Source organism: uncultured Maricaulis sp. (assembly GCF_947259345.1).
GTDB lineage: Bacteria > Pseudomonadota > Alphaproteobacteria > Caulobacterales > Maricaulaceae > Maricaulis.
Map to the genome: position 1 here is coordinate 22,292 of NZ_CAMYLS010000033.1, position 26,313 is coordinate 48,604.

Genomic DNA, 26,313 nt, shown 5'->3' on the forward strand with positions numbered 1-26,313 from the left:
ATAAGTGCGGTTCGTGCAGGTCGGATGCCTAGAACAGCCCCTCGACCTCGCCATCCGCATTGAGATGGATGTCCAGCGCCGCCGGTTTCCGCGGCAGGCCGGGCATGGTCATGATCGAACCGCAGACGGCGACCACGAAACCGGCGCCGGCGGACAGCCGGACTTCGCGCACCGGCAGCTCATGGCCTTCCGGCGCCCCGATCAGGGCCGGGTCAGCGGAGAAGGAGTACTGGGTCTTGGCCATGCACACGGGCAGATGTCCGTATCCGGCCTCCTGCCAGCGCTCCAGCTGCAAGCGGGCCGATCGCTCGAAGGTGACCGCACCGGCGCGGTAGATTGTACGGGCAATCGTCTCGATCTTGTCGACGAGGGAGAGATCATCGCCATAAAGCGGCGCAAACCGGCTGGTCCCGGCCTCCACGAGCTCACTGACGGCCTCGGCGAGCGCTTCGGTCCCCTTCCCGCCCTCGGCCCAGTGGCGCGCCAGCACGGCCTTCACGCCGCGCGCCTCGCAATAGGCCTGGACGGCAGCCACCTCGGCCTCGCTGTCCACGGTGAAGTGATTGATCGCCACCACGACAGGTACACCGAACTTGGCCAGGTTCTCGATATGACGGCCCAGATTGGCGCACCCGGCCTCGACCGCGGCGACATTCTCGGTGCCGAGCTGATCCTTGGCGACCCCACCATTCATCTTGAGCGCCCGGATTGTCGCCACCAGCACCGCCGCTGACGGCTCCAGCCCGCCCTTGCGGCATTTGATGTCGAAGAATTTCTCCGCGCCCAGATCAGCGCCGAAGCCAGCCTCGGTAACCACATAGTCAGCCAGGCGCAGGGCCGTGTCGGTCGCGACCAGCGTATTGCAGCCATGGGCAATATTGGCGAAGGGGCCGCCATGGATGAAGGTGGGCGTGTGTTCGAGCGTCTGCACCAGGTTGGGCTGGAAGGCATCCTTGAGAAGCACCGTCATCGCGCCGGCCGCGCCGATATCGGCCGCCGTGACACGGGTCCGGTCGGCACGCTCGCCAATAACGATCTTGCCGAGGCGGTCCTCCAGATCGGCCAGATCACGCGCCAGACACAGAATTGCCATGACCTCGGAGGCAACCGTGATGTCAAACCCGCCTTCGCGCGGTGTGCCATGGGCCGGGCCGCCCAGCCCGGTGACCAGATTGCGCAGGGAGCGGTCATTCATGTCGATGACCCGCTTGAGGGCGATGCGGCGGGTGTCGATCTCCTGCTCATTGCCCCAATGCACATGATTGTCGATCAGCGCGGCGAGCAGGTTGTGGGCGGAGGTGATGGCGTGAAAATCGCCGGTGAAGTGGAGATTGATATCCTCCATCGGCACGACCTGGGCCTTGCCACCGCCGGCCGCTCCGCCCTTCATCCCGAAACACGGACCCAGCGAGGGCTCGCGCAGGCAGATGGCGACCTTCTTGCCGATCCGGGACAGGCCATCGCCCAGACCGACCGTCGTCGTGGTCTTGCCCTCGCCGGCCGGGGTCGGGCTGATCGCGGTCACGAGGACCAGCTTGCCGCGCGGGCGATCCTGAAGGGTCGCGATATAATCCCCGGAGAGCTTGGCCTTGGAGCGGCCGAAGGGAATGATGGCGTCGTCGGGGATGCCCAGCGAAGCAGCAATCTCGGCCATGGGCTTCAGGCTCGCTGCGCGAGCGATTTCGATGTCGCTGGTCATGTCATCCCCTGTGTTTGCTGTTCAGGCAGTGTGGGGATGTTGAACACGCTTGCAAGCTGTCGAAGATTTCGCCCGGGACGTAGACTTTCAAAGCCATCGAGACAAAGAAAAACGCGCCGGGTGATGACCTGGCGCGTTTTCTTTTCAGACCTGTCGACCGGCGAACCGGTCAGCCGGAAACGACTCAGTCGTCCTTCGGCTCGAGGATCTGGCGACCGCGATACATGCCCGACTTCAGGTCGACATGATGCGGACGGCGCAGTTCACCGCTGTCCTTGTCTTCGATATAGACCGGGCTCGACAGGGCGTCGTGGGCCCGGCGCATGCCGCGTTTGCTCGGCGTCGTTTTTCTTTTAGGGACGGCCATTGAGCCTCTCCAGCGCTATGAATCAGTGGTCGGGCCAGCTTTCACCAACCGTTCGAGCCGCGCCGTATACAGGCTTAATTGACCCGTTGCAAGCATGGCGGGCGACCTCTTGCAGGCCGTCGCCACCTGATTGTCAGCCGCGCCCGGAAAAGCCGACCGATCCACCCATCGTGCTGCGAGAATGCTGACGGGTCGGATTGCCCTCAACCCGGATCGAGGCGCCCATGGATGCCGACGCATCCGCCGCTTCGCTCGCATGCACGGACAGGCTCGCCCCGGTAGACGCATCGGCTTCGACACGCTCACAAATGAGGCTGGCGGCGCGCAGGCTGGCGCCGGTCGAGGCGTCATATTCGACCTCACCGCAAACACCGCTCAGGCGCGCGCTGGCACCGGTGGAGATGTCGACATCGAGCACCGGCGTGTCGATGCCGCTGACCTCCGCACTGATACCACGGCCAAATTCCAACTCGCGCATGGCGGCGGGTATCGTCACCTGCACGACCACATCCAGGCTGTGGCGGCGCGAGAACCATCCGCTGTCCTGGTCGAGCTCGAGCTTGCTGCCATCGACCTCGGCTTCGATCTCACCGAAATCATCGGCATCGCCGATCAGTTCGACCGACCAGGTATCGCCGGCAACCACGACCAGCTCATAGCCGCCATTCGCGTCAATGGAGTCAAAACCGCTCAACTCGCGGACTTCGCGATCCTGGGCGAGCCCGGGTGCAGCCAGACACAAGGCGGCCAATGAGGCGCCAGCCAGCTGGGTGAGACGATGTGTGCGCATGGAATTCTCCTGATCTGCCCCGCCTGACAAATAGCGGAATTTCTCCTTCGATGCGCGTGACAATCGGTTTAGATGCAAACGGGCACACACCAGTGCAGCGCGATGCGAGGGTCACAGCATGAAGACCGACGAGTTTCGGACCTGGTCACGACGCATCGCGGACTGGACGGCAGACTACCTGGCCGGCTTGCGCGACCGGCCGGTACGCGCCCGGGCGCAACCGGGCGAGGTCTTCGATGCCTTGCCCGCGACGCCGCCGGAGACGCCGGTGGAGATGACCGAGATCTTTGCCGATTTCGAACGCCTCGTCCCCGATGCCATGACCCATTGGCAACACCCGCGCTTCTTTGCCTATTTCCCCGCAAATGCCGCACCGGCCTCCATGCTGGCCGAACAGCTCGTCACCGCGATGGCGGCACAATGCATGCTCTGGCAGACCTCACCGGCGGCGACCGAGATGGAAACCCGCATGATCGACTGGCTGCGCCAGGCACTTGGCCTGCCGGAGGGCTGGCGCGGGGTGATCCAGGACAGTGCGTCTTCGGCGACCCTCTCCGCCGTCATGACGATGCGGGAGCGGGCACTGGACTGGCGCGGCATCCGGGCAGGCCTCAGCGGCGAACCCGCGCCACGCATCTATGCCTCGGCGCAAACGCATTCCTCGGTCGACAAGGCGTGCTGGGTCGCCGGGATCGGACAGGACAATCTGGTCAAGATTGCCACGACGGACGATTACGGCATGGATCCGGACGCCCTGCGGGCCGCGATCCAGGCCGACCGGGCAGCCGGGCACCTCCCCGCCGGTATCGTGATCTGTGTGGGTGGCACCTCCATTGGCGCCAGCGACCCGATTGCGGCCATAATCGAAGTTGCGCGCGAGGAAGGCCTCTACACCCATATCGATGCCGCCTGGGCCGGCTCTGCGATGATTTGCCCGGAATTGCGGCCCATCTGGGCCGGGGCCGAGCAGGCCGACTCAATCGTTTTCAATCCGCACAAATGGCTCGGCGCCCAGTTTGATTGTTCGGTGCAATTCCTGAAGGACCCAACCGGCCAGCTCAAATCCCTCACCCTGCGTCCGGATTATCTCGAAACGCCGGGCATGGATGATGCGGTCAATTATTCCGAATGGACCATCCCGCTCGGCCGCCGTTTCCGGGCCCTCAAACTCTGGTTCCTGATCCGCGCCTACGGGCTGGAGGGCCTGCGCCAGCGCATCCGCAACCATATCGCCTGGTCAAACGAGGCCTGCGAAGCCATCCGCGCCCTGCCCGGCCTCGAGATCGTCACCGAGCCCCGCTTCAGCCTGTTCAGCTTTGCTTGTGTGGCGGGCGATGAAGCGACCGCGGCCCTGCTGGAACGCATTAACGCCGACGGCCGCACCTACCTCACCCAGACCCGCCATGACGGCCGCTATGTGATCCGCTTCCAGGTCGGGCAGTTTGACTGCACGCAGGCGGATGTGATGACGGCTGTGCGGGTGATCGGGGAGTTGGGGGGAGAAGACTAACCTTGTCATCCCCGTCGGATGTCCGGCGAAGGCCGGACGCAGGACGGGGATCTAACTCTCAGATAGATATAGGTCCCGGACTTGCACCCGGCCTTCGCCGGACATCCATCCGGGATGACAATCCAGGGCGTGAGGCGCCCGGCCCTTAAACCATTCGGCTCTGGTGCAGCGCCGCCGCAATAAAGCTGGCAAACAACGGGTGCGGCTCGAAGGGGCGTGATTTGAGTTCCGGGTGGAATTGCACGCCGACGAACCAGGGATGGTCCGAAATCTCGACGATTTCCGGCAGGACGCCATCCGGTGACAGGCCGGAAAAGGTCAGGCCGCAGGCTTCCAGCTTGTCCTTGTAAGCAACATTCACCTCATAGCGATGACGGTGACGCTCCTCGATATGAGCCTGGCCGTAGATCTCGCGAACCTTCGAACCGTCCTTGAGAACCGCCGGATAGGCGCCCAGGCGCATCGTGCCACCCATATCGCCATCGGCGGAGCGGGTCTCGACCTCATTGCCGCGCGTCCACTCGGTCAGAAGACCGATCACGCTCTCGCCCTTGTCGGAGAATTCCGACGACACGGCATCGGTTACGCCAGCGAGATTGCGGGCCGCTTCCAGCACCGCCATCTGCATGCCGTAGCAAATCCCGAAGAAGGGAACCTTGCGCTCGCGGGCAAAACGGGCCGCGGCGATCTTGCCTTCAACACCGCGCTCGCCGAAGCCGCCCGGGACAAGCACGCCGTGCACGTCTTCCAGCGGTTCGAACGGGTCGTCCTTTTCGAACTGCTCGCTGTCGAGCCATTTCAGCTTCACCTTCACCCCATTGGCGATACCACCATGGGCGAGCGCTTCAATGAGGGATTTGTAGGCGTCGAGCAGGCCAACATATTTGCCGACAACACCGATCGTCACTTCGCCATCGGGATTGGCGATGGTGTCGGAAATGCCTTCCCAGCGCGTGAGATCGGGATCCGGTGCGTCGTCGATCCCGAAGCAGCGCAGGATTTCCGTATCCAGGCCCTGGCGGTGATATTCAAGCGGCACGTCATAGAGCGAGGCCGCATCACGGCCCTCGATGACAGCGCTTTCCTTGACGTTGCAGAACAGGCCGATCTTGCGCTTGTCGCCCGGCGGAATCGGGATCTCGCAGCGACACAAGAGGATATCCGGCTGGATACCGATCGAGCGGAGCTCTTTTACCGAGTGCTGAGTCGGCTTGGTCTTCATCTCGCCGGCCACCTTGATGAAGGGCAGCAAGGTAACATGCAGGAAGACCGCATTGCCCTCGCCCAGCTCCTGGCCGAGCTGTCGGATCGCCTCGAAGAAAGGCAGGCCCTCGATGTCACCGACCGTGCCGCCGATCTCGCACAGCACGAAATCGACATCACCGGCGTCGGAGAGGACGAATTGCTTGATCTGGTCGGTGACGTGCGGAATGACCTGCACGGTCGCACCGAGATAGTCGCCACGGCGCTCGCGCTCGATGATGCGCGAATAGATCCGGCCCGTGGTGATATTGTCGGCCTGGCTCGCCGCAACGCCGGTGAAGCGTTCATAGTGGCCGAGATCGAGGTCAGCTTCGGCCCCGTCATCGGTCACATAGCATTCGCCATGCTGGTAGGGCGACATCGTGCCCGGATCCACGTTGAGATAGGGGTCCAGCTTGCGCAGGCGGACTTTATATCCACGCGCCTGAAGCAGGGCTCCGATAGCGGCTGAAGCGAGGCCTTTTCCCAAGGAGGAGACCACGCCGCCCGTAATAAAGATATATCGCGGCATGGGCCGTCTGATTATCCCAGATTCGGACGCGTCGGAAGACGCGAGTTGAAATATGTGATGATTAAATGAGGAAGGACTAGCCGTCCGTCGGCACCGGAGCGCCACTTTCCTCTTGTTCGACAATGCCGGTCGCCGGATTGTCGATCTCGGTTTCGAACACGCTATTCCCCTCCGCCGTGACGCCCGTCACGATGGCAAGCAGGATCGAATTGCCGATGAAGACCGCGGCCAGCACCATCGTGGTCCGGGTCAGGATATTCGCAGCTCCACGGCCGGACATCATGCCGCCGCCACCACCGCCACCGCCGATACCCAGCGCCCCGCCTTCCGACCGCTGCAGCAGGATGACGCCGATGAGACCAAGGGCGACCAGGAGCTGGATGATCAAGAGGACTGTGGTCATGAATACCGCCATGTGTCAGGCCGCACCGCCCGGTCAGGCGGCTCGGCCGTGGATATAGGGAGTTTCCGGAGCGGTGTCAGCACCGCCCGGTCACATGGCGGCGCGTTTTATATCAGGCGCACCGTCTTGGCCAGCATCGTCTGCGGTTTCCGCTGCGGCCTGTTGCGCGGCGATCTCGGCCTTTCGCTTGGCGGCTTCGGCGCGAGCCTGCAGGCGCTTGCGCAGATTGGAGACTGTGCGGCCGATCTCGTCCTTCGAGCGCTCGATCGTGTCGCCATTGGCAAAGGCGGCATAGGTACCCATGGCCAATTCCTTGACCAGTTTCAGAACCCCCGAGTCGGCATTGCGACCATCCCCAAGGACAGCAATCTGATCGATCAGGGCCGCAGCGACTTCTGTCGCCTCGCGGCGCCCCGCGCGCAGGACATGGGCTCTCAACTCACGCGCCGCCCGCTCGAGATCCTTGACGTCGAGGGCAACCGGAACCTTGCCCTGCTCGCTATTCTTCGAGGCTTCCAACTCGACCGAGATGACAATGCGCATGGCCACGCGGCGCACGCGCTCGGCCGTAACGGCTTCACGCGCTTCGCGCACCCATTGCTGGCCGTTGTTCAGCGCCTCTTCATCGTTCTCGACGGTCGCTTTCAGGAAATTCGGGACGGTAATCGGCGGAGCGTCCGTTGCGCGCTCAGTGTCCTTGCGGCGATCCGGGCCGATATAGTCGGAAGTGACGATGAAGTCCTTGCGGCCCTTGATCAGGGTCTTGACCCGCTCTTCGGCGAACATGGTCGAGAATGGGCGGACGATGACATCGTCGGCACCGCATTCAATCGCCTTGCGGATATGGCCCGTATCGCGACTCCAGGTCGTCAGGAGCAGCACGACGAAGGGGTTAGAGCCCACCTCGCCCCGACGGATCGATCGCACCAGGTTGAATATGTCCGTATCGGTCGCGCTCGATTCCGCGACGATCAGGGTGTGAGCGCCCTCCGCGATTCCATTCTTGAAATCGGTCAGGGACGCGACGCACTCGATCTGGCGAAAGCCGATCTCGAAGAGCGCGTATCGCGTCGTCCGCTGATTGACGTGAATGGGGTCGAAAAGCAGGACGGAAGCCCGGGTGTAGTCGATATCGGCCATACTCGGTTCGGCTCCACAAGCGGCGAAACAGGAAACTAGGAATATCGACCCTGCCGCAAATAGGTTTCGATCCGCTTACCGAAGTGGTTCGGATTTGCGACTGACGGCCGCGATAATGGCTGAAAAATCAATGGATTTCAGGCTTGCGCCACCCACAAGCGCGCCGTCCACATCGTCCAGGCCCAACAAGTCTGCGGCATTTCCGGGCTTCACCGAACCACCATATAAAATACAAGTAGTTAGTGGGTCAGGCAGGCATTCCCGAATGGCTGAATGCATGTTCGCGACATCGTCAACCGAAGCGGTCAAACCGGTCCCGATCGCCCACACCGGCTCATAAGCTATGACCAGAGGCATATCGCGCGACTTTTCTGGCAAGGAACCGGCCAGCTGGCTGGCGACCACCTCGACTGCGCGGCCGGCTTCCCGCTCCTCGCGCGTTTCACCCACGCAAATCACCGGTACCAGTCCGGCCTCGAGAGCGGCCTCTGACTTCGCGCGCACCAGCGCGTCTGTCTCGCCGTGATCTGCCCGGCGCTCGGAATGACCGACAATCACATGACTCGCGCCAGCTTCACGCAACATGGGGGCGGAAATATCACCTGTATGGGCACCGGATTGTCGGGCATGGCAATCCTGGCCACCAACGCGGATACCACTGCCGGCACAGGCCTGGGCCGCCTGGTAGAGCAAGGTGCTGGGCGGGCAGATCAGGATTTCGGCTTGAGAATTCCTCGCGGCCGGCGCGATGGCATCAAAGAAGTCGAGCGATGAGACCGACCCGTTCATTTTCCAATTGCCTGCGATAAGTGTGCGACGCGCCATCATGCTTCCCCGACTGGCTGATCCCATCCCCACGATGGGCGGCAGGAGTAATCGCCAAATCCGGGCTTCGCAACGGGTCGAACGGACAATCACAGATCAACCGCCCCTCGTGCTTGCGACCACTTGACCGCGCCGCTACCTTCCGCGCGACGTTTTTCAAAGGCATTCCACTTCCATGCTGTCCAATTTCCGGTCTTTCGCCCAGTCGCCCTTCGCGCTGGTCATCATTGTTCTTCTCGTCCTGGCCTTTGCCATTGCCCTGCCCGGCAGCGGCGGCATCTTCACCGGTAGCGGTGATGCCGTGGTCACGGTGGGCCCGGAACGGATCAGCCAACGCGAACTGGCCAGCGCCTTCAATGGCGAGGTCCGCCGCCTGCAGGAACAGGATTCCTCGATCACTGCCGAACAGGCGCGATCCCAGGGCCTTGGACAACAAGTCTTGCAACAGCAAATCACGCTCGCGGCATTTGCGGCTCGAGCGCGGGAGCTTGGGCTGGAAGTATCCAACCAGGCCATCGTGCGCGAGGTCGCCGATATTCCGGCCTTTCTCAATCCGGTGACCGAAGAGTTCGATCGCGATTCAATGGTGGCGGCCCTGCGGCGCGTCGGCATGAGCGAGGATCAGTTCGCCGACAATATCGAGGGTGATCTGCTGCGCAGTCAGCTCATTGCCACCCTGGCCGGTTTTTCCGGCTCGCCCGCCCAGATGGCCCAGACACGATATCTCGTGGCGGAAGAGCGCCGCCGCGTGACAGGCTTGCTCATCGATGCGTCGACCGCCGATGAAATCCCCGATCCCAGCGACGCGGAATTGGAGACCTTCATCGCCGAGACGCCCGGCCAGAACGGTCAGCCACTCTTCACCCGACCTGAATTTCGCGCCTTCACCCTGGTCCGCCTGCAACTCCAGGACTTCATACGCGACGTCGCGATCGACGAGGACTTCCTGCGTGAGACCTATGAATATGAGCTGGCCACCGGTCGGCTTGGCAGCCCGGCACTGCGCAGCTTCGCCCAGTTGACCACTCCGGATGAAGCCACCGCCCAGGCCGCTGCCGCGCGTCTGGAATCCGGCGAGTCGCCGGCCGCTGTTGCCGCAGCGCTCGGTCTGGATGCCCCGCTGGTACAGGACGACGTCGAGATCGACGATATCCCGGACAGCCAGCTGGCGGCGGCCGTGTTCGCCATGGCGGCCGATTCTGCGGCAGCTGTGGAAGGCCGTTTCGCCTGGAATGCAATCCTCGTCACCGCCGCCGAGGAGGCTGTCGTCCCGACATTCGAAGACGAGCGTGATCGCCTGCAGACTGAAGCCGCCCGGGCCCAGGCCACCGACGACCTTTATGATGCTGTGGAACGCTTGGAGACAGCACGGGCCGACGGCGCTTCACTCGAGTCTGCCGCGGAAACCGCGGGCGTCCCGCTGGAAATCTATCAGCCGCTGGCCTTGAACTCGTTTGATGAGGATCTTGAATTTGATCCTGCCCGCTATCAGGCCCTCGCTCCGGAACTCCTCCCTGCCGTTTTCGACGCGGTTGAAGGCTTTGCGATTGACCTGCGCACGTTCAATGACACGGACTTCTATACCCTGCGCGTTGACCGGATCATTCCGAGTCGGCCGTTCGAGCTGGACGAAGTCCGTGAACAGGCCGAAAGCCGCTGGCGTTCGATCCAAGTCGACACCCAGCTCCGCGCCCGCGCCGAGGAAGCGCTCGCACAACTGGAATCCGGCGACGACATGGAAATCGTATCGCTGACGTCGGGCGGCCGCACCGAGACCTCGACCCTGCAGCGCGGACAGACCGCCGGCGCCTTCAATCAGCTGGCCGTTTCGACCGCGTTCAACATGAATGTCGGTGACATCGAGATGCTTCCGGTCGGTGAAGGTCGTTATCTGCTGCTGACCGTCAATGAGATCATTCCGGCCGATATCGCCGAGGCACCGGCCTCCGACCTCGCCGGGATCAGCGCTGACATCGACGCCCAGCTTGGCAATGATGTCCTTCAGGCAACGCGCGAATATCTGATCCGGGAGTACGGTATCACCGATGAATCCGTCGATGCCCGCCTGTTCTCGCTGGCCATTGGCGAGACCGACCCCAACGCGCCGCGATGACACCTCACGCGCCGATCGCACCCGATTTCCGGACGGTCGCCGAGTGTCTGGAAAAGGGTGAGACCTGCGTCCTGCAGGCGCGGCGTGTGGATGACCTCCTGACGCCGGTGGCGGCTTATCTGCGCCTTTCTACCAACCAGCCGAACAGCTTCCTTCTGGAGTCCGTTGAAGGCGGCGCCTGGCGCGGCCGCTACTCGGCCATCGGACTCGATCCGGACCTGATCTGGCAGTGCCGCGACGGTGTTGTCTCGCAGGCCACCGGAATGGATGTCGCGGCGCGCCGGTTCACGCCGATCGACACGGAACCCATGACCGCGCTGCGGGAGGCCATAGAGGCCGCGCACTGTCCCCTCCCCGACGACGCGCCGCCGCTCGCATCCGGACTTTTCGGCTATGTCGGGTATGACATGGTCCGTTACCTTGAGCGCCTGCCCGAGGGGGCAGCTCCGGATCCGCTTGGCTTGCCCGAATCCGTCCTCCTGCGACCTCAAACCATGATCGTCTTCGATGCGCTGAAGCAGGAAATTCAGGTATATTGCCCGGTCCGTCCCGGCGAGTATTCCGCCCGGGAGGCCTATGACGCGGCCGTCGAGCGCCTGCAGACAACATTGCAGCGGCTGGCCGGTAGCACGCCCGAGCTCGCTCGTCCCGTCGGCGCGCTGGGAGAACGCCAATCCAACCGCTCGCCGGAGGATTACCGCGCGGCAGTGGACACCGCCCGCGACTATATTCGCGCCGGAGACGCCTTCCAGGTGGTACCCAGCCAGCGCTTCTCGGCCGATTATCCGGGCGATCCTTTCTGGGTCTATCGTTCCCTGCGACGGCTTAACCCGTCGCCCTTCCTGTTCTTTTTCCGTTTCGACGGCTTTGAAGTGGTGGGCTCCAGCCCGGAAATCCTGGTCCGACTGCGCGATGATGTCGTGACCATCCGGCCGATTGCCGGCACCCGTCCGCGCGGGCAGACGCCGGCCGAGGACGATGCCCATGAGGCAGACCTGCTGGCCGATCCGAAGGAACGCTCGGAACATCTCATGCTGCTGGATCTGGGCCGCAATGATGTCGGCCGTATCGCCAAGCCCGGAACGGTGCGCATTACTGCGCGCGAGATCGTTGAACGCTACAGCCACGTCATGCACATCGTATCCAATGTCGAGGGCGATCTGGCCGACAAGGAAGACGTGGTTTCAGCCCTGTTTGCCGGCTTCCCGGCCGGCACGGTCTCCGGCGCGCCCAAGGTCAGGGCGATGGAGATCATCGACGAGCTGGAACCACACCGGCGCGGCGTCTATGCCGGTGCTGTTGGCTATTTCAGCGCGGATGGCGGCATGGACACGGCGATCGCCTTGCGCACCGCCGTGTTCAAGGATGGCCGCATGTACGTCCAGGCTGGCGCTGGCGTGGTGCTCGACAGTGATCCGGAGTCCGAACGCGTGGAGACGGTCAACAAGGCGGCCGCCCTGTTCCGCGCGGCGGAAGACTCACTCGGTCAGCGAGGCCTGTAGGCCGGGCTCCGCGGCGAAGAGCCGGTCTGCCAGCGCCCCCGTGGTGACGAATTCCAGGTCCGAGACCGCATCGCTTGCCAGCCAGGCTTCCAGCACATCCAGCGTCAGATCATGCGGATGCCCGATCATGACAGCATAGCCGTTATCGCGGGCCCGCTGGGCAGCTTCCTCGAGCCGGGCCTGGATCGCGGCGTGGTCGAGATCATGGTCCAGGAAGATATCGCGCGCGAGCGTGCGCAATCCCAGACCGGCCGCAACCGCACCGCCGCGGCTATTCGCCGTAGTCAGACTGTCGAGAAAAACCGGGTTTTCGTGCGAGATGGCCGAAAGTGCGACCCGCAGCGCCCTCGGGTCGGCTGTGAAGCGACTGCCCATGTGGTTATTGAGCCCAACCGCGCCCGGCACTTGGGCCATGGCCCAGCGCATGCGGGCCTGCAGATCGACATCACTCAGGCCGATCCGCAGGGCATTCGGCCCCGGATCCGCCAGGCCGATCGGTTCCATGGGCATATGCAGGAGCACATCATGACCCGCTTGCCGCGCCAGCGCCGCCAGCGGTGTCGCAGCTTCGGCATAGGGCAGGATCGCCACGGTGACCGGGACCGGCAAGGCCAGAACCCGTTGCGCAGCATCCACGTCGAGCCCGACATCATCAATGACCAGCACCAGACGTGCCTTGTCGGTGGCGGGCGTCGGCGCGTTGTCAGGGGCCATGACAACAGGGCTCATATTTGATGCAGTATTGTCGATCGGCGCCGCGAGCACCGCGGTTTCCACGCTTGGCGCTTCCGATTCGAGCGAATCGAAATTGCGTGCCCCGGTGACCCGAATGCCCTGGTGGCGGGACGGCACCTCCGCCGAGGCGCTGGCCGGCGCTGGAAGCGCGCCATTGCTGGCGGCGGAAAACACAACAGCACCAAGCAGATAGGCTGCAGCTGCCAATGCCCCGGCGAAAGCGGGGATGGCGGAGTGGCGAGCCTTAAGGGATGTGCGGCGCAAGGAAGACATGCCCCCAGCTCGCGCGAACGCGGTTAATCAGGCGTTAATGCGCTGGCGGGATTGGCGAAACCGGATGGCCTGACTAGTTTGGCGGCAGGGAGATCGCCATGCTGCTCATCATCGACAATTACGACAGCTTCACCTTCAACCTCGTCCACTATTTCCAGGAATTGGGCGCAGAGACGACGGTGATCCGCAATGATGCCATGAGCGCAGCCGAGGCGCTGGGCCTGGGCGCGACCGGGATCGTGCTCTCGCCCGGGCCCTGTGACCCGGATCGCGCCGGGATCTGCCTCGAGGTGATCGCACAGGCTCCCCAAGATCTGCCAATTCTCGGTGTTTGTCTGGGCCATCAATCCATCGGCCAGGTCTTTGGCGGCGAAGTTGTCTCCGCCAAGGCGATCATGCATGGCAAGACCAGCCCGGTGACCCATGATGGCAGCGGCCTGTTTACCGGCCTGCCAAGCCCCTTCACCGCGACACGCTACCACTCCCTCGCGGTGCGGCCGGAAAGCGTGCCGGAAATATTGATCGCCAATGCCCACACCGCCGATGGTGAAATCATGGGCCTGAGGCATCGCGACCGTCCCATTCACGGGGTCCAGTTTCACCCTGAATCCATCGCGTCGGAACACGGACACGCCCTGCTGCGCAACTTCCTCGACCTGACCGGTCTCCCCCGCGCAGCCGCGGCCTGAGCCGACACCTGTCCAGGCCGGCAGCGGGTGATCGTTGAATTGCCGCAGCGCCCGCGCTAACTCGTGGGGGTTCGCTTTGTTCAACCCGGTGACAGGTATGCCGTCCTTGCCCGCTCCACATCCGATTTTGCCGGTGCCTTGCGCCGAGCGCTTGGCTGTCTGCGGCGCGACGCGCGTTCGATACACTCAACCGGCAGGCCGATGGCGCAGGGATCATCGATGGCGCCTTCTCGCGTCCTGACCGACCGGTAAGCGGCCATTAGGGCCGTGCTTGATCCTGCCCAGCGAAACGACAGACCATGCAAAACATTTCCGAATGCCTGACCGCCTTTGCCCGCGGTGACTTTCCTGCCGACGCGGCGATCGCGGGCGCTTTTGACGAACTGATGTCGGGCGATGTTCCCGACGCCGCGATCGGCGGCTTCCTGATCGGCCTCGCAGCCCTCGGCGAGCGCCCGAGTGATATCGCCTCCGGGGCCCGCGCCCTGCGCAGCCGCATGACCCGCATCACCGCACCGGACGGCGCCATCGACACCTGCGGCACAGGCGGCGATGGAAAGGGCGCGTGGAACATCTCCACTACCGCGGCCATAATCGCGGCCGGCGCCGGCGCGACGGTCGCCAAGCACGGCAATCGTGCCGCCTCATCCAAATCCGGATCCTCGGATGTCCTTGCCCAGCTCGGCGTCAAGCTCGACTGTCCGCCTGCGGCAGTGGTACGCTCCCTCGCCGAGGCGCGGGTTGGCTTTCTCTATGCCCCGGCTCACCATGCTGCCGTGCGCCATGTCGGCCCGGCGCGCCAGGCGCTCAAGGTCCGAACCGTCTTCAACCTGCTTGGTCCCCTCTCCAATCCGGCCGGTGTGAAACGGCAATTGCTGGGCGTCTACGACAAGCGCTGGTTGTCTCCGATCGCTGAAGCCCTGCGTGATCTGGGATGCGAGCATGCGGTGGTCATCTGCGGCCAGGATGGCATGGACGAACTGACGACAACGACCGGCTCGGACATTGCCGAGCTCAAGCACGGCGAGATCCGCACTTACAGTTTCCATCCGGAGGAGGCCGGTCTTCCGACTGTCGACGCAGCGGCCCTGCAAGGCGGAACGCCCGAGCGCAATGCGGAGGCCATCCGGGCCTTGCTCGATGGCGAAGCGGGTCCCTTCCGCGATATCGCGGTGCTCAATGCCGGGGCTGCCCTGATGCTGGCTGGCCTCGCGGACACCATTCCGGCCGGTACCCGGCTGGCCGAGGCCGCAATTGATGACGGGCGGGCGAAGGCCGCGCTCGAGCGCATGGTTGCCATATCCCGCGGCGAGGCCTGACCCATGAGTACAACGCCCGACACACTGAACCGGATCGGCGCCTACAAGCGCGAGCATATCGAGGCCTGCAAATCCGCCCGGGCCTACGGAGAAATCGCCGCGGCGGCGCGCGATGCATCGCCAGTCCGTGGTTTTGCCTGTGCGCTCGCCAAAGCGCCAGGCGGGCTGGGCCTGATCGCGGAGATCAAGAAAGCCAGCCCGTCGAAGGGGTTGATCCGGGCGGACTTCGACCCGCCAGCCCTCGCTCGCGCCTATGAAGCCGGCGGTGCCGATTGCCTCTCAGTCCTGACCGACAGCCCAAGCTTTCAGGGGGCGGACAGCTTTCTCGCCGCCGCCCGGAATGCGGTCTCCCTGCCAGCTTTGCGCAAGGACTTCATGTATGACACCTACCAGGTCGCCGAGGCTCGCCTGCTCGGCGCCGATGCCATCTTGGTCATCATGGCGGCGGTCGATGATGACACCGCTCGCGCCCTGATCGAGGAAGCGGCGCTCTGGTCGATGGATGTCCTGGTTGAAGTTCATGACGCGCCGGAGATGGAGCGGGCCCTGGCGCTCGACGTGCCTCTTCTGGGCATCAACAACCGGAATCTGCGTACATTCGAGACCAGCCTCGACACATTTGACGCCCTCGCCCCCATGGTCGGTGAGGATCATATACTGGTCGCCGAAAGCGGGATTTTCACTCCCGAGGACGCCGCCCGCGTCAAGGAGGCTGGCGCTCGGGCGCTTCTGGTCGGCGAGAGCCTGATGCGTCAGGACGATGTCGAAGCGGCAACACGCACGCTCATGGGGCCGAGCGCGGGCGCTTGACGGCCTCACAGAACACTTGTAGAACAAAACCTCCTATTCCTGATTTGTTCCCGCGACACTGAGTCGGATTCAGGGAATGCGAACAAGGGGGTTGCCTTGCTGACGCGGAAACAGAACGAGCTTTTGCTCTTCATCCATCAACGCATCAAGGAAACCGGCGTTTCGCCCTCCTTCGACGAAATGAAGGCGGCGCTGCAATTGGCCTCGAAATCTGGCGTCCACCGCCTGATCACGGCGCTGGAAGAGCGCGGTTTCATCCGCCGTCTCGCCCATCGCGCCCGGGCGCTGGAAGTCCTCAAACTGCCGGAATCGGCTGCTGCCATGGACAATCCGGCCATCCCCAAGGGCGATCTCGGTCCCAACGTAGTCCGCGGGAATTTTGCCAAGCCTGGTGGTGAGGACCGCGAGACGACCGTAGACATCCCAATCCTTGGTCGCATTGCCGCCGGCGTCCCGATTTCGGCTATCCAGCACGAGACTGATCGCATGCCGGTCCCCGCCGACATGGTGACGGGCGGCGAGCATTTTGCGCTCGAGGTCAAGGGCGATTCCATGATTGAAGCGGGCATCATGGACGGAGATACCGTCCTGATCCGCCGCTGCCAGTCGGCCGAGTCTGGCGATATTGTTGTCGCCCTCGTCGATGATGAGGAAGCGACGCTGAAACGCCTGCGCAAGAAGGGCGGCTCCATCGCCCTCGAAGCCGCCAACCCGGAGTACGAGACCCGCATTTTCGGACCGGACCGCGTCAAGGTGCAGGGCCGCCTGGTGGGCCTGATCCGCCGCTACCATTAAGCCGGCTATTCTCGGATCGATAAGCGCGATTACCGATTCATCGCCCGGCGCGCGCGTGGCGCGAATGCACGGCTACGCCGCCAGTATTGGCCTGTGGACGGGCCTGAGGTCTCGCCTGAGCCTTCGCGAGCGATCCCCATGGTCATTGCGTGAGGCCGGAAGACTCCATGCCAGTCCGCGCCGCCCGTACCACTAACGCTTGCTGGTGACGGAACGGCCCCCGAATTGCGATCGCGCCCTGACGCGCATCTCCCTATCCAGCCCGCGCCCATCACACCCGTTATCCCGACCAGGGCCGATTCCGGTTTCGTGGACGCGCACTGCGCCAGCTGCGGATCGATCCATTCTCCAGGCGCAGGGTCTGGCTGCCCCGACGGGCCAAGGTGTCCGCATCAATGAGCTCTGCCCGACACTGTGACGCGATCCGGGGCGAAACAGTCAGGCGGGTAATGATCAGATCAGCGCGGGCGCAGTCCGTCGCCCAGTCATCCAGACGCTCCAATACAGTCAGGCGAACGCCCTCAATCTCCGCCCCGCAGCCCAGACCATCGCAACGCGCCGCCCATCGTGCCGGCCGCAGTCCCGGCTCTCCCCGCGCCTCCAGGAAGACACGGGCTGCAAAGCGCGAGCGTCGGCGGTCACTGGCGACCCACTCACCACTTGCGTCCCGCGCCAGCACGACGCCGGTATCCGAGATCAGGAGATTGGGTTGCGGCAGGACAACCCAGCTCAGTCCGGCCGCCAGCATGACAACGCCGCCAACCATGCGAGCCGGTCCGCGCACCAGCAGAGTCAGGACAAACCCTGCCGCGAACAGGCCCAGTACCAGCCCGGGCGCCGCAACGACCGGGCGAAGGGCGCCCGGCCAGGCGGCGACCTGCGCCGCCAGGTCCAGCATCACGCCGAGGCCGGCCTCCATGACCGCGAAGGGCAAGGCGTCCAGCCCGAGTGGAATCAGCACGAGGCCGATCACGCCGGCGGGCATCACGATCAGCGAGAAAATGGGCATGACCAGCAGATTGCCCGCCAAGCCCCAGCTCGCGATGCGGTGAAAGTGAAAGGCCGCGAAGCCCGCTGTGGCGCTGCCGGCGACGAGGCTGGTCGTACCGAGGCCGGAAACGAAGAGCCGGACTTGCGAGAAAGCCCCGCGCCCGGCGCCGGTTTGTCGGCGGGCCTGCCAGAGACGCGCGACGACGATGAGGGCGGACGCGGCGGAGAAGGACATCTGGAAGCCCGGCGTGATGACCGCTTGCGGCTGGATCGCCAACACAGCAAGGACAGCAATGGCCAAAGTGTGCAGAGACAAGGCCCGGCGGCGCAGGAGCACGGCACCCAGGACGGATACAGTCATGATGAAGGCCCGCTGGGTGGGAATTCCGGCCCCCGACATCACCAGATAGCCCGCGGCAAACGCCAGCGCGACCCAGGCGGCCGGCATGGCGGCATCATGCCGCCGTGCCCAGGCGCTGAAACCTGACAGACAAAGGCGCACCGCGAAGAAGACACCGCCTGCCAGCAGCGCCATATGCATGCCGGAAATGGCCAGTACATGCCCAAGACCGGATTGGCGCAGAGCGTCCACATCGCGCGGCGCAATATGGGCCCGATCACCGGTCAGGAGCGCGGCAGCCAACCCACCAGGGCGCGGCGCCATGCGCTGGCGGATATGGCTGGACAGCGACGCCCGCAGCCTGACCAGGCGTCGCACCATTCGGTCCTGCCCGATTGCCGGACCAGGCACGGCTGTCTCGACCGCGAACCCTGTCGCCCCTATGTCCGAAAAGGCCGCGTGAAAGGCAAAATCATAACCGCCAGGCACAGCCGCCGGGCGCGGTGGCGCCAACACGGCACGAATGCGGATCGGATCACCCGGATACACCTCACCCGGGTCACCCAGAACCCGGATCCGGTTCCGGCGCGCACCCGCGTCATCGCGTAAGGTCGTCCGGATCAGGAGCCGCGTTCGCCCGGACCCGCTGCGCTCGATCGCTTCGAGCCAGCCCTCGACACTGACCGCATCGCGGTAGCTGTCGACCCCTTCCCGATCCGCATGGTGCGCCAGCGTGTGACTTTGCGCGCGCCAGGCAAATGCCGCCCCGATCAGCAGGACCAGGGCAGTTATCCCCATCAGGCGCGAAACCCGTTTTCTGCTCTCAGGGGAAAAGCGAGCCGCCAGCGCCAAGGCCCCCGCCAGGGTGATCAGCCCGACGAAGAAGTTGTGTGACGGCTCTTCGGGAACAGAAAAATAGAGCCCGCAGCCGATAATCGCGGCCAACGCGGCGAGAATGGTGGGTTTGAATTCCACAAGAGGATCAACCGGCTTGGCTGATTTCTTCGTCCGATTTGCTGCCAGGTGCGGCAGGATTGCGTCAGGTTGAAGCACGAAGCAGCCTACGGTCTATCGCAAAAGCTGATATTCATGCTAACACGCTTTTCCCTTCTCGCAGTGCAGCATGAATTCGCAATTGCAAAACAACGCCAAGATGATCCGCACGCGCTTCGCGCCTTCGCCCACCGGCTTCCTCCATATCGGGGGAGCGCGGACGGCTTTGTTCAATTGGTTGCTGGCCAAGCGCCTTGGTGGTGAATTCCTTCTGCGTATCGAAGACACGGACCGCGCCCGCTCGACCCAGGCCGCGATCGACGCGATTCTCGACGGTCTGAGCTGGATGGGACTGAGCTGGACTGGCGACGCCATCTCCCAGTTCGAGCGTGCAGATCGCCATGCGGAGGTGGCCTACGCCCTGCTCGAGGCCGGGCACGCCTTCAAATGCTATTGCACGCCGGACGAGGTCCAGGCGTTGCGCGATGAAGCCTTCGCCGCCGGGCGCGCCTTGCGCTCGCCCTGGCGCGACCGCGACCCGGCCGACGCTCCCGACGACACGCCTTTCACCGTCCGCTTCAAGGCTCCTGATACGGACGTCGTGCTCGAGGACGCCGTCCAGGGCCGGGTTCGCTGGGCCGCCAAGGAATTCGACGATCTCATCCTGCTGCGCTCGGACGGCAATCCCACCTATAATCTCGCCGTCGTCGTCGATGATCATGACATGGACATTACCCATATTGTGCGCGGCGATGATCATCTGGTGAATGCCGGTCGCCAGAGCCAGATTTATGATGCCATGGGGTGGGAACGTCCGGTCTTTGCCCATGTCCCGCTGATCCACGGCCAGGACGGCAAGAAGCTGTCCAAGCGCCACGGAGCGCTCGGGGCCGAGGCCTATCGCGATATGGGCTACCTGCCTGAAGGGCTGCGCAACTACCTCCTGCGGCTCGGCTGGTCCCATGGCGACCAGGAATTATTCAGTGATGCAGAGGCCATTGCGGCTTTCGATCTCGCCGGGCTGAACAAGGCCCCGGCCCGCATGGACATGGACAAGCTGAACCATATCAATGGTCATCATCTGTCTCTGGCCGATGACAAGCGGCTGGTTGAACTGGTGACGCCATTCCTCGATGGCCTTGAAGATCGTATCCCGGAAGCCGATATCACGCAGGAACGACTACTGGCCGCCATGCCGGTTCTCAAGACCCGAGCCGCGACACTGGAAGAACTGGCAGGCCAGAGCTACTTTCTGCTGAAACCGCGCCCGTTCCGGATCGAGGGCAAGGCTGCCAAGCCGCTCAAAGATGACGAAGCCCGCGCCCGGCTTTACCGCCTGTTCACGCATCTCGGCGATTTGGATGCTTGGACAGATGGTGCGTTGTCGGACGCGCTCAAGGAATTCGCCGAGGCCGAACAGGTCGGGTTCGGCAAAATTGGTCAGCCGCTGCGTGCAGCCCTGACCGGCGGAGCACCCGCTCCCGACCTGGCTCTGGTGATGACCTTTCTTGGTCGTGACGAGGCGCTGGCTCGTATCAAGGATCAGATGACGCCGGCTGCCTCCGCGTAGCCGCGAACCATGGGGATGACGTGATGGAAAACAAAGCCAAACCGAACGGATCGGCCACGCTCAGCTATAATGGCCAATCGCTGGAACTCCCGGTTTATTCCGGCGAGATCGGTCCGGATGTTCTCGATATCCGCAAGCTGTATGCCCAGACCGGCATGTTCACCTATGATCCGGGTTTCACCTCGACCGCGAGCTGTGAGAGCCAGATCACCTATATCGACGGTGACAAAGGCACCCTGCTCTATCGCGGCTACCCGATCGATCAACTGGCCGACAGCTCCTCCTTTATCGAGGTCTGCTATCTGCTGATGAATGGCGAGCTGCCGTCAGCTGGCGAATTGGAAACCTTCGACTGGACGATTCGTCGCCACTCGATGTTGCACGACCAGTTCGATCAGTTCTTCCGGGGCTTCCGCCGCGACGCCCATCCGATGGCCATCATGGTCGGCACGGTCGGCGCACTGTCCGCCTTCTACCACGACTCCACGGACATCAATGATCCGGAAGCGCGCACGATTGCCAGCCATCGCATGATCGCCAAGATGCCGACGATTGCCGCCCGGGCCTATAAATACGCCATCGGACAGCCCTTCATCAGCCCGCGCAATGATCTCGACTATGCCGCCAACTTCCTGCGCATGTGTTTCGCGGTCCCTGCCGAGGATTATGAGAGCAACAAGGTCCTCGCCAAGGCGATGGACAAGATCTTCATCCTGCATGCCGACCACGAGCAAAACGCCTCGACCTCGACCGTTCGCCTTGCCGGTTCTTCGGGCGCCAACCCGTTTGCCTGTATCGCGGCCGGTATTGCCTCGCTCTGGGGTCCGGCACATGGCGGCGCGAATGAAGCTGCGCTGAATATGCTCAACGAGATCGGCTCGGTCGACAAGATTCCCGAATATGTCGCCAAGGCGAAAGACAAGTCGGACCCGTTCCGCCTGATGGGCTTCGGTCACCGCGTCTACAAGAATTACGACCCGCGCGCCAAGGTCATGCGGGACACTTGCCACGAAGTCCTCGACGTCCTTGGCGTCCGCAACGACCCAACCCTCCAGGTCGCCATGGAACTCGAGCGCATCGCGCTGGAAGACCCCTATTTCGTTGAGAAGAAGCTGTATCCGAATATCGACTTCTATTCAGGCATCACGCTCAAGGCGATGGGCTTCCCGACCGAAATGTTCACCGTCCTCTTCGCCCTGGCCCGCACGGTCGGCTGGATTGCGCAATGGTCGGAAATGCTGGAGGACCCAAGTCAGAAAATCGGCCGCCCGCGCCAGCTCTTCACCGGCGCCACGCCGCGCGATTATGTCGATCTATCCAAGCGCTGATCGGTCCGGTTCGAACAAGGACAAAGGCCGCTCCCATCGGAGCGGCCTTTTTTCTTCCGATCAACCCAAGCCGGCCAGCACAGCCTCGGCAGCGCGGCGGCTGGCCTGTCCCGAGCCCCGCATTCTCGTGGTCACCGCTTTGAGCCGTTCCGAGATCACTGCGCGCCCTTGCGCATCGCACAGCAAGCTCTCCACCTCGCGCGCGAGCACCTTGCCGGTACAATTGAGCTGGATGATTTCCGGAACCAGGCGGGTATCCGCGGCAATATTCACCAAAGAAATATGCTGCGTTTTCAACAAGTTGAATGCGCGCACCAAAGCCCAGGTGATCCAGCCCAGCTTGTAGCTTGCGATCGTCGGCACGCCGGCCGTTGCCAATTCCGTCACAACGGTGCCCGAACAGGCCAGCGCCAGGTCAGCGGCGGCAAAGGCGTCCGCCTTTTCCGCTTCTCCCACGCGAATGGCGGCTCGCAGGACAGGGTGCTCGGCAATCGCAGCATCGACGAGATCGGCAACCGGATCCGCTACCGGTAGGACGAGACGCAAATCACCATGATCGCGCACCAGTCGATTGAGACCATTTATGAAGGGGGGCACCATGCGCCGGATCTCGGAGGGCCGGCTGCCCGGAAGAACAACAAGGACCGGCTCGTCGGCCCGAACCGCGTGACGGGTCCGAAAGGCCGCCCCATCCCCCGTCGGCAGGCGTTCCAGCGTTGGATTGCCGACAAAGGTCACTGGCAGGCCATGAGCCTCATAATAAGGCGCATCGAAGCTCAAGATCGTCAGGAGTTCGTCCACCGAAGCCGCGAGCGTAGCCGCTCGCCCGGGGCGGGTCGCAAAAACCTGTGGCCCCACATATTTGACCAGTCGGATGGAGGGGTCCGCCGCGCGAACACCACGGGCGACACGCAGGGTGAAGCCCCAGGAATCGATCAGCACGACCACATCCGGCTTGGACGTCAGGATCGCTTCCACGGCTTCCGACACAGCCTGTTTGACGCGCTTGTAGGCCTTGAGCCCATCGATCCAGCCGAGAATATTCAGGCCCTCAATACTGGTCGCGCTGACGATGCCCTGCTCCGCCATGGCGCTCCCGCCAATACCGGACAGCCTGACATCCCCCGCCGTCAATGCCTTGAGCTCGCGCGCCAGTCCAGCGCCCAACAGGTCACCGGAGCGCTCAGCCGCGACCAGAAAGACATGCGGGACACTCATGAGGCCGCCTCGACCAGAAGGAACAAGCCATGGGTCGCCAGGGCCGCCTTGACACCCTCCCGGTCGACGATCAGTGCGCCATCAGCCTCCAGAACAATCCCGGCCAGCCCCGCAGCCGCGCACCGCGCGACGGTATCAACGCCGATGGTCGGAAGATCGACCCGTCTTTCCTGGATCGGCTTGGGTCGCTTGGCGAGGACGCCGCGGCGCGCCTCGGGCGTGCCACGCAGCGCCGGTGGCAGGCCCGCCACGCGCTCCAGCATGGCATTGGTACCCTCTTGCGCCTCAACCGCCAGAACGACCCCACCGACCACGACAGCGCCCTGGCCGATATCAAGTCGACCGATCTCCGCGGCGACCGCCATGGCTTTCGCGGCATCGGCGCGTTGAGCGGAATCGGGTTCAACCGAACCGATCAGGCCGGCTGGCAACCCCTCCTGCCCGAGCAAGCTGTCGGCGCCAACCACCTTGAATCCGGCTTGCTCGAACTCGCTCACAACCACGCGGATCACGGCATCATCGCCCTTGCGGCCTGCCGCCAGAGCCTTGGGAACCATGATCAGGCCATGCCCATCCATTTTGAGCGAAGACAGATCCGGCCGGGAAACATAGCCGGCGAAGCAAACCGCATCACAGCCAGCAACGCGCAGATCCCGGATCATGCCGCCAATCTCGCCCACCGAGCGTGATGTCGTCTCGTAGGCGGCATAGTCCCGATCCGCGAAGCCCCGAAGCACCACAACATGAACCGGGCGTTCGGTCTGCGCCTTGAGTATCTCCAGCGGCAAATCCCCGCCGCCGGCCAGCAGGCCAAGCTTTGTCCAGCCCGTCTCAGTCATCCGGCATGCAGATCGAACGTTTGGCGTCGGTGCGAATGAAATCGATAATCTCCGCAATCGGCGCATTGCCGGAATAGAGCTGGGCCACATCATCAACCCGCTCGTCAAATGTTCCCTCCTGCGCGAACAGAAGCCGATAGGCGGCTCGCAGTTCACGCAAGGTCTCACGGGGCATGCCGCGGCGCTTGAGACCAACCACATTCAGCCCGGCCAGATGAGCGTGATTGCCGATGACTGAGCCATAGGGAATGACGTCGGCCGTCACCATGGCCATGGCACCGATGAAGGCGTGACGCCCCACCCGGCTTTTCTGGTGAATACCGGCATACCCCCCGAGAATGGCGTGATCGGCAATGATGGTTTCCCCGCCGATTGCCGCACAATTCGCGAAAACAACCCGATCCCCGACGATGCAGTCATGGGCGACATGGGAGCCGACCATGAAATAACCATCACTCCCGATCACCGTGCGGCCACGGGCAAATGTGGTGCCCGGATGCATGGTCACATTCTCGCGCAGGATATTGCGTGGGCCGATAATGAGCTCCGTATCCTCGCCCTGGTATTTGAAATCCTGGGGTGGATGCCCGATCTGGGCGCCCGGGTAGAGGACGCAATCCTCTCCCAGCGTCGTGTTGCCGGCGATCGTGACATGGGAAATCACCCGCACGCGGTCCTTCAGTACCACTTTCGGGCCGATGATGCTGAACGGGCCGATCTCGACCCCGTCACCGATCTGGGCAGCCGGATCGACAATCGCCGTGGAATGAATCTGGGTAGACTGGGTCATGGATTCTCGATGGCCTTGGCGGAAAACTCAGCCTGTACCGCACGCTTCCCGTCGGCCCAGACTTCGCCCTTGAACTTGAAGACACCATGGCGCGCCGCAGTCACCGTGACCGGCATGCGCAACATCATGCCGGGGCGCACGGGCGCGCGGAAACGAACCTTGTCCGCGCCCATGAAGAAGACCGTCGCACTGTCCGGCGAGGCGCCCAGGGTCTTGTACATCAAAACGGCGCCCGCCTGCGCCATCGCTTCGATCATGAGCACACCCGGCATGACCGGGTTGCCGGGAAAATGCCCGGGAAAGAAGGGCTCATTGGCGGTTACGCCCTTGATGCCCACAATGGATGTGCCGGCCACGTAATCTTCAGCGGCATCTATCAGCAAGAACGGGTAGCGGTGCGGAAGCAGGGTCTGGATTTCCGCGTTTTCGATGCGTTCTGACACGCTGATCAGCCTTTCTTCGGGGACTTGTTATCCGGGCGCGCCATGCGTCGGATGATCGCCATCTCGCGCATATACTGCCGCATGGGTTGCGCCGGATTGCCAACCCAGAATTCACCGGCCGGAACGTCACGATTGGCTGCCGAGTTCGCGCCCACCTGCGCCCCCTTGCCGATCCGAACATGATCATAAATTCCAACACGCCCGGCCAGGACCGCATTGTCCTCCAGGGTCACACTACCTGCGAGACCGGAATAGCCGGCCATCACGACCTGCTCGCCGATCTGCGCGTTATGCCCGATATGGCAGAGATTATCGATTTTCGTGCCACGCCCGATGCGGGTGGCACCAAATAGGCCTCGATCAATCGCCGTATTGGCCCCTATGGTAACGTCATCGCCGATGACTACAGTCCCCAAATGCAGAATGTCGGTATTAGATCCTTCGAATATTGCGACACCGAAGCCGTCCTCGCCAATCACGGCTCCCGCAAGAATATTGCAATCTTCCCCGATATCCGTGCACAGCAGGCTGACGCGCGCGGCCAGTCGTGTCCCCGCGCCGATCCGGCAACCGGGTCCAATGACGCTGTGAGGTCCAATTTCACAGCCCGTGCCGATCTCTGCCCCCTCACCCACGACAACGCCAGCTGCCAGGCGCGCTTCGGGATCAATCCGGGCATCGGGATGGAGGAAGCAAGCGTCGTCGAACCCGCGCAAGCGGAACAAGTGTGGCAGGAGGGTTGCAAACGCGGTACGCGGCGCCTGGTGGGTCAGAACGACCCCGCCTAGCTCGCGCGCGGCTTCGGCCGCGGCCTCGGGGCAGATGATGACGCGCCCCGTCAGGGCCCCTCCGGGTGCGCCCTTGAAGAGTTTGCCATTTTCGGCATAGCACAAGGCCCCCGGGCTTGCCTCCGCGAGCGATGCCACAGTCGTCACGGACACTCCGGCCTGGGCAGAATCAGAAATCGCCGCACCCGAAAGCGCGGCGATCTCTTGCAGGGAAAGCGGGCCAAGCCGGTCGAAGAAACGCGGATCCGCCACTCTTGCCCCCTGAGGTTC

The 26,313-nt window shown here is 63.4% G+C and carries 23 protein-coding genes; 9 read left to right on the top strand and 14 right to left on the bottom strand.

Features of this window, described 5'->3' with window-relative positions; genetic code table 11:
* Positions 1-28 precede the first annotated feature (28 nt).
* The 3 genes from Q0X62_RS14645 to Q0X62_RS14655 all read right to left on the bottom strand — a co-directional run bounded on the left by Q0X62_RS14645 (position 29) and on the right by Q0X62_RS14655 (position 2,856).
* On the bottom strand, positions 29-1,699 hold the full coding sequence (locus tag Q0X62_RS14645) for a formate--tetrahydrofolate ligase (RefSeq protein ID WP_297737463.1): 1,671 nt from the start codon (positions 1,697-1,699) through the stop codon (positions 29-31).
* Between the two features lie 184 nt (positions 1,700-1,883).
* A complete protein-coding gene (rpmF, locus tag Q0X62_RS14650; RefSeq protein WP_011643350.1) occupies positions 1,884-2,066 on the bottom strand; it encodes a 50S ribosomal protein L32 in 183 nt (60 codons plus the stop codon).
* 133 nt (positions 2,067-2,199) lie between these two features.
* The gene (locus Q0X62_RS14655; RefSeq protein WP_297737467.1) at positions 2,200-2,856 is read right to left on the bottom strand and encodes a DUF2807 domain-containing protein; all 657 of its coding nucleotides are present in this window, start codon (positions 2,854-2,856) and stop codon (positions 2,200-2,202) included.
* 118 nt (positions 2,857-2,974) lie between these two features.
* On the opposite strand from Q0X62_RS14655, the gene Q0X62_RS14660 reads away from it, so the two are divergent.
* Positions 2,975-4,366 carry a pyridoxal-dependent decarboxylase gene (locus Q0X62_RS14660; protein WP_297737470.1) on the top strand — a complete coding sequence of 464 codons (1,392 nt, stop codon included), beginning with the start codon at positions 2,975-2,977 and terminating at the stop codon, positions 4,364-4,366.
* Between the two features lie 145 nt (positions 4,367-4,511).
* On the opposite strand, the gene Q0X62_RS14665 is transcribed toward Q0X62_RS14660, so the two are convergent.
* The 4 genes from Q0X62_RS14665 to tpiA all read right to left on the bottom strand — a co-directional run bounded on the left by Q0X62_RS14665 (position 4,512) and on the right by tpiA (position 8,508).
* Positions 4,512-6,140 carry a CTP synthase gene (locus Q0X62_RS14665; RefSeq protein ID WP_297737471.1) on the bottom strand — a complete coding sequence of 543 codons (1,629 nt, stop codon included), beginning with the start codon at positions 6,138-6,140 and terminating at the stop codon, positions 4,512-4,514.
* A 76-nt stretch (positions 6,141-6,216) separates the two neighbouring features.
* Positions 6,217-6,543 carry a preprotein translocase subunit SecG gene (gene secG, locus Q0X62_RS14670; protein ID WP_297737491.1) on the bottom strand — a complete coding sequence of 109 codons (327 nt, stop codon included), beginning with the start codon at positions 6,541-6,543 and terminating at the stop codon, positions 6,217-6,219.
* 90 nt (positions 6,544-6,633) lie between these two features.
* Positions 6,634-7,683 carry a response regulator receiver protein gene (locus tag Q0X62_RS14675; RefSeq protein ID WP_297737494.1) on the bottom strand — a complete coding sequence of 350 codons (1,050 nt, stop codon included), beginning with the start codon at positions 7,681-7,683 and terminating at the stop codon, positions 6,634-6,636.
* Positions 7,684-7,758: 75 nt separating this feature from the next.
* The gene (gene tpiA, locus Q0X62_RS14680) at positions 7,759-8,508 is read right to left on the bottom strand and encodes a triose-phosphate isomerase (protein WP_297737497.1); all 750 of its coding nucleotides are present in this window, start codon (positions 8,506-8,508) and stop codon (positions 7,759-7,761) included.
* A gap of 175 nt (positions 8,509-8,683) precedes the next feature.
* Here tpiA and Q0X62_RS14685 point away from each other — a divergent pair, with 175 nt between their 5' ends.
* The gene (locus Q0X62_RS14685; RefSeq protein ID WP_297737500.1) at positions 8,684-10,621 is read left to right on the top strand and encodes a peptidylprolyl isomerase; all 1,938 of its coding nucleotides are present in this window, start codon (positions 8,684-8,686) and stop codon (positions 10,619-10,621) included.
* A complete protein-coding gene (trpE, locus tag Q0X62_RS14690) occupies positions 10,618-12,123 on the top strand; it encodes an anthranilate synthase component I (RefSeq protein ID WP_297737503.1) in 1,506 nt (501 codons plus the stop codon). Before Q0X62_RS14685 ends, trpE begins: the two co-directional genes overlap by 4 nt.
* On the opposite strand, the gene Q0X62_RS14695 is transcribed toward trpE, so the two are convergent.
* Complete coding sequence (locus Q0X62_RS14695) at positions 12,100-13,131, bottom strand: divergent polysaccharide deacetylase family protein (protein WP_297737506.1); 1,032 nt, start codon at positions 13,129-13,131, stop codon at positions 12,100-12,102. The two genes, trpE and Q0X62_RS14695, sit on opposite strands and share 24 nt — an antisense overlap.
* Positions 13,132-13,229: 98 nt before the next feature.
* Here Q0X62_RS14695 and Q0X62_RS14700 point away from each other — a divergent pair, with 98 nt between their 5' ends.
* The 4 genes from Q0X62_RS14700 to lexA all read left to right on the top strand — a co-directional run bounded on the left by Q0X62_RS14700 (position 13,230) and on the right by lexA (position 16,744).
* The gene (locus tag Q0X62_RS14700) at positions 13,230-13,820 is read left to right on the top strand and encodes an aminodeoxychorismate/anthranilate synthase component II (RefSeq protein ID WP_297737509.1); all 591 of its coding nucleotides are present in this window, start codon (positions 13,230-13,232) and stop codon (positions 13,818-13,820) included.
* Between the two features lie 299 nt (positions 13,821-14,119).
* Positions 14,120-15,139, top strand: coding sequence for an anthranilate phosphoribosyltransferase (gene trpD, locus Q0X62_RS14705; protein WP_297737512.1), 1,020 nt, complete (start codon positions 14,120-14,122; stop codon positions 15,137-15,139).
* Between the two features lie 3 nt (positions 15,140-15,142).
* Positions 15,143-15,949: an indole-3-glycerol phosphate synthase TrpC gene (gene trpC / locus Q0X62_RS14710; protein WP_297737515.1), complete on the top strand. Its 807-nt coding sequence runs from the start codon at positions 15,143-15,145 to the stop codon at positions 15,947-15,949.
* 96 nt (positions 15,950-16,045) lie between these two features.
* On the top strand, positions 16,046-16,744 hold the full coding sequence (lexA, locus tag Q0X62_RS14715; RefSeq protein ID WP_297737518.1) for a transcriptional repressor LexA: 699 nt from the start codon (positions 16,046-16,048) through the stop codon (positions 16,742-16,744).
* A gap of 280 nt (positions 16,745-17,024) precedes the next feature.
* Here lexA and Q0X62_RS14720 read toward each other — a convergent pair whose 3' ends face one another.
* A complete protein-coding gene (locus Q0X62_RS14720; protein ID WP_297737521.1) occupies positions 17,025-19,049 on the bottom strand; it encodes a ComEC/Rec2 family competence protein in 2,025 nt (674 codons plus the stop codon).
* Positions 19,050-19,197: 148 nt separating this feature from the next.
* On the opposite strand from Q0X62_RS14720, the gene gltX reads away from it, so the two are divergent.
* Together gltX and gltA are read left to right on the top strand one after the other, a co-directional pair.
* Positions 19,198-20,637, top strand: a complete 1,440-nt coding sequence (gene gltX, locus Q0X62_RS14725; RefSeq protein ID WP_297737524.1) for a glutamate--tRNA ligase — start codon at positions 19,198-19,200, stop codon at positions 20,635-20,637.
* 23 nt (positions 20,638-20,660) lie between these two features.
* A complete protein-coding gene (gene gltA / locus Q0X62_RS14730) occupies positions 20,661-21,965 on the top strand; it encodes a citrate synthase (RefSeq protein ID WP_297737526.1) in 1,305 nt (434 codons plus the stop codon).
* Positions 21,966-22,025: 60 nt separating this feature from the next.
* Here gltA and lpxB read toward each other — a convergent pair whose 3' ends face one another.
* The 5 genes from lpxB to lpxD are packed head-to-tail and all read right to left on the bottom strand — an operon-like array spanning position 22,026 to position 26,295.
* Positions 22,026-23,183 (bottom strand): lipid-A-disaccharide synthase, encoded by a 1,158-nt coding sequence (lpxB, locus tag Q0X62_RS14735; protein ID WP_297737529.1) that lies wholly within the window; start codon positions 23,181-23,183, stop codon positions 22,026-22,028.
* On the bottom strand, positions 23,180-24,022 hold the full coding sequence (gene lpxI, locus Q0X62_RS14740) for a UDP-2,3-diacylglucosamine diphosphatase LpxI (RefSeq protein WP_297737532.1): 843 nt from the start codon (positions 24,020-24,022) through the stop codon (positions 23,180-23,182). The genes lpxB and lpxI overlap by 4 nt, the downstream gene beginning before the upstream one ends.
* Positions 24,015-24,812 carry an acyl-ACP--UDP-N-acetylglucosamine O-acyltransferase gene (lpxA, locus tag Q0X62_RS14745; protein ID WP_297737536.1) on the bottom strand — a complete coding sequence of 266 codons (798 nt, stop codon included), beginning with the start codon at positions 24,810-24,812 and terminating at the stop codon, positions 24,015-24,017. Before lpxA ends, lpxI begins: the two co-directional genes overlap by 8 nt.
* Entirely contained in the window at positions 24,809-25,255 is a 447-nt protein-coding gene (fabZ, locus tag Q0X62_RS14750; RefSeq protein ID WP_297737539.1) for a 3-hydroxyacyl-ACP dehydratase FabZ, read from the bottom strand. Before fabZ ends, lpxA begins: the two co-directional genes overlap by 4 nt.
* A 5-nt stretch (positions 25,256-25,260) precedes the next feature.
* Entirely contained in the window at positions 25,261-26,295 is a 1,035-nt protein-coding gene (gene lpxD / locus Q0X62_RS14755) for a UDP-3-O-(3-hydroxymyristoyl)glucosamine N-acyltransferase (protein WP_297737542.1), read from the bottom strand.
* Positions 26,296-26,313: the final 18 nt, after the last annotated feature.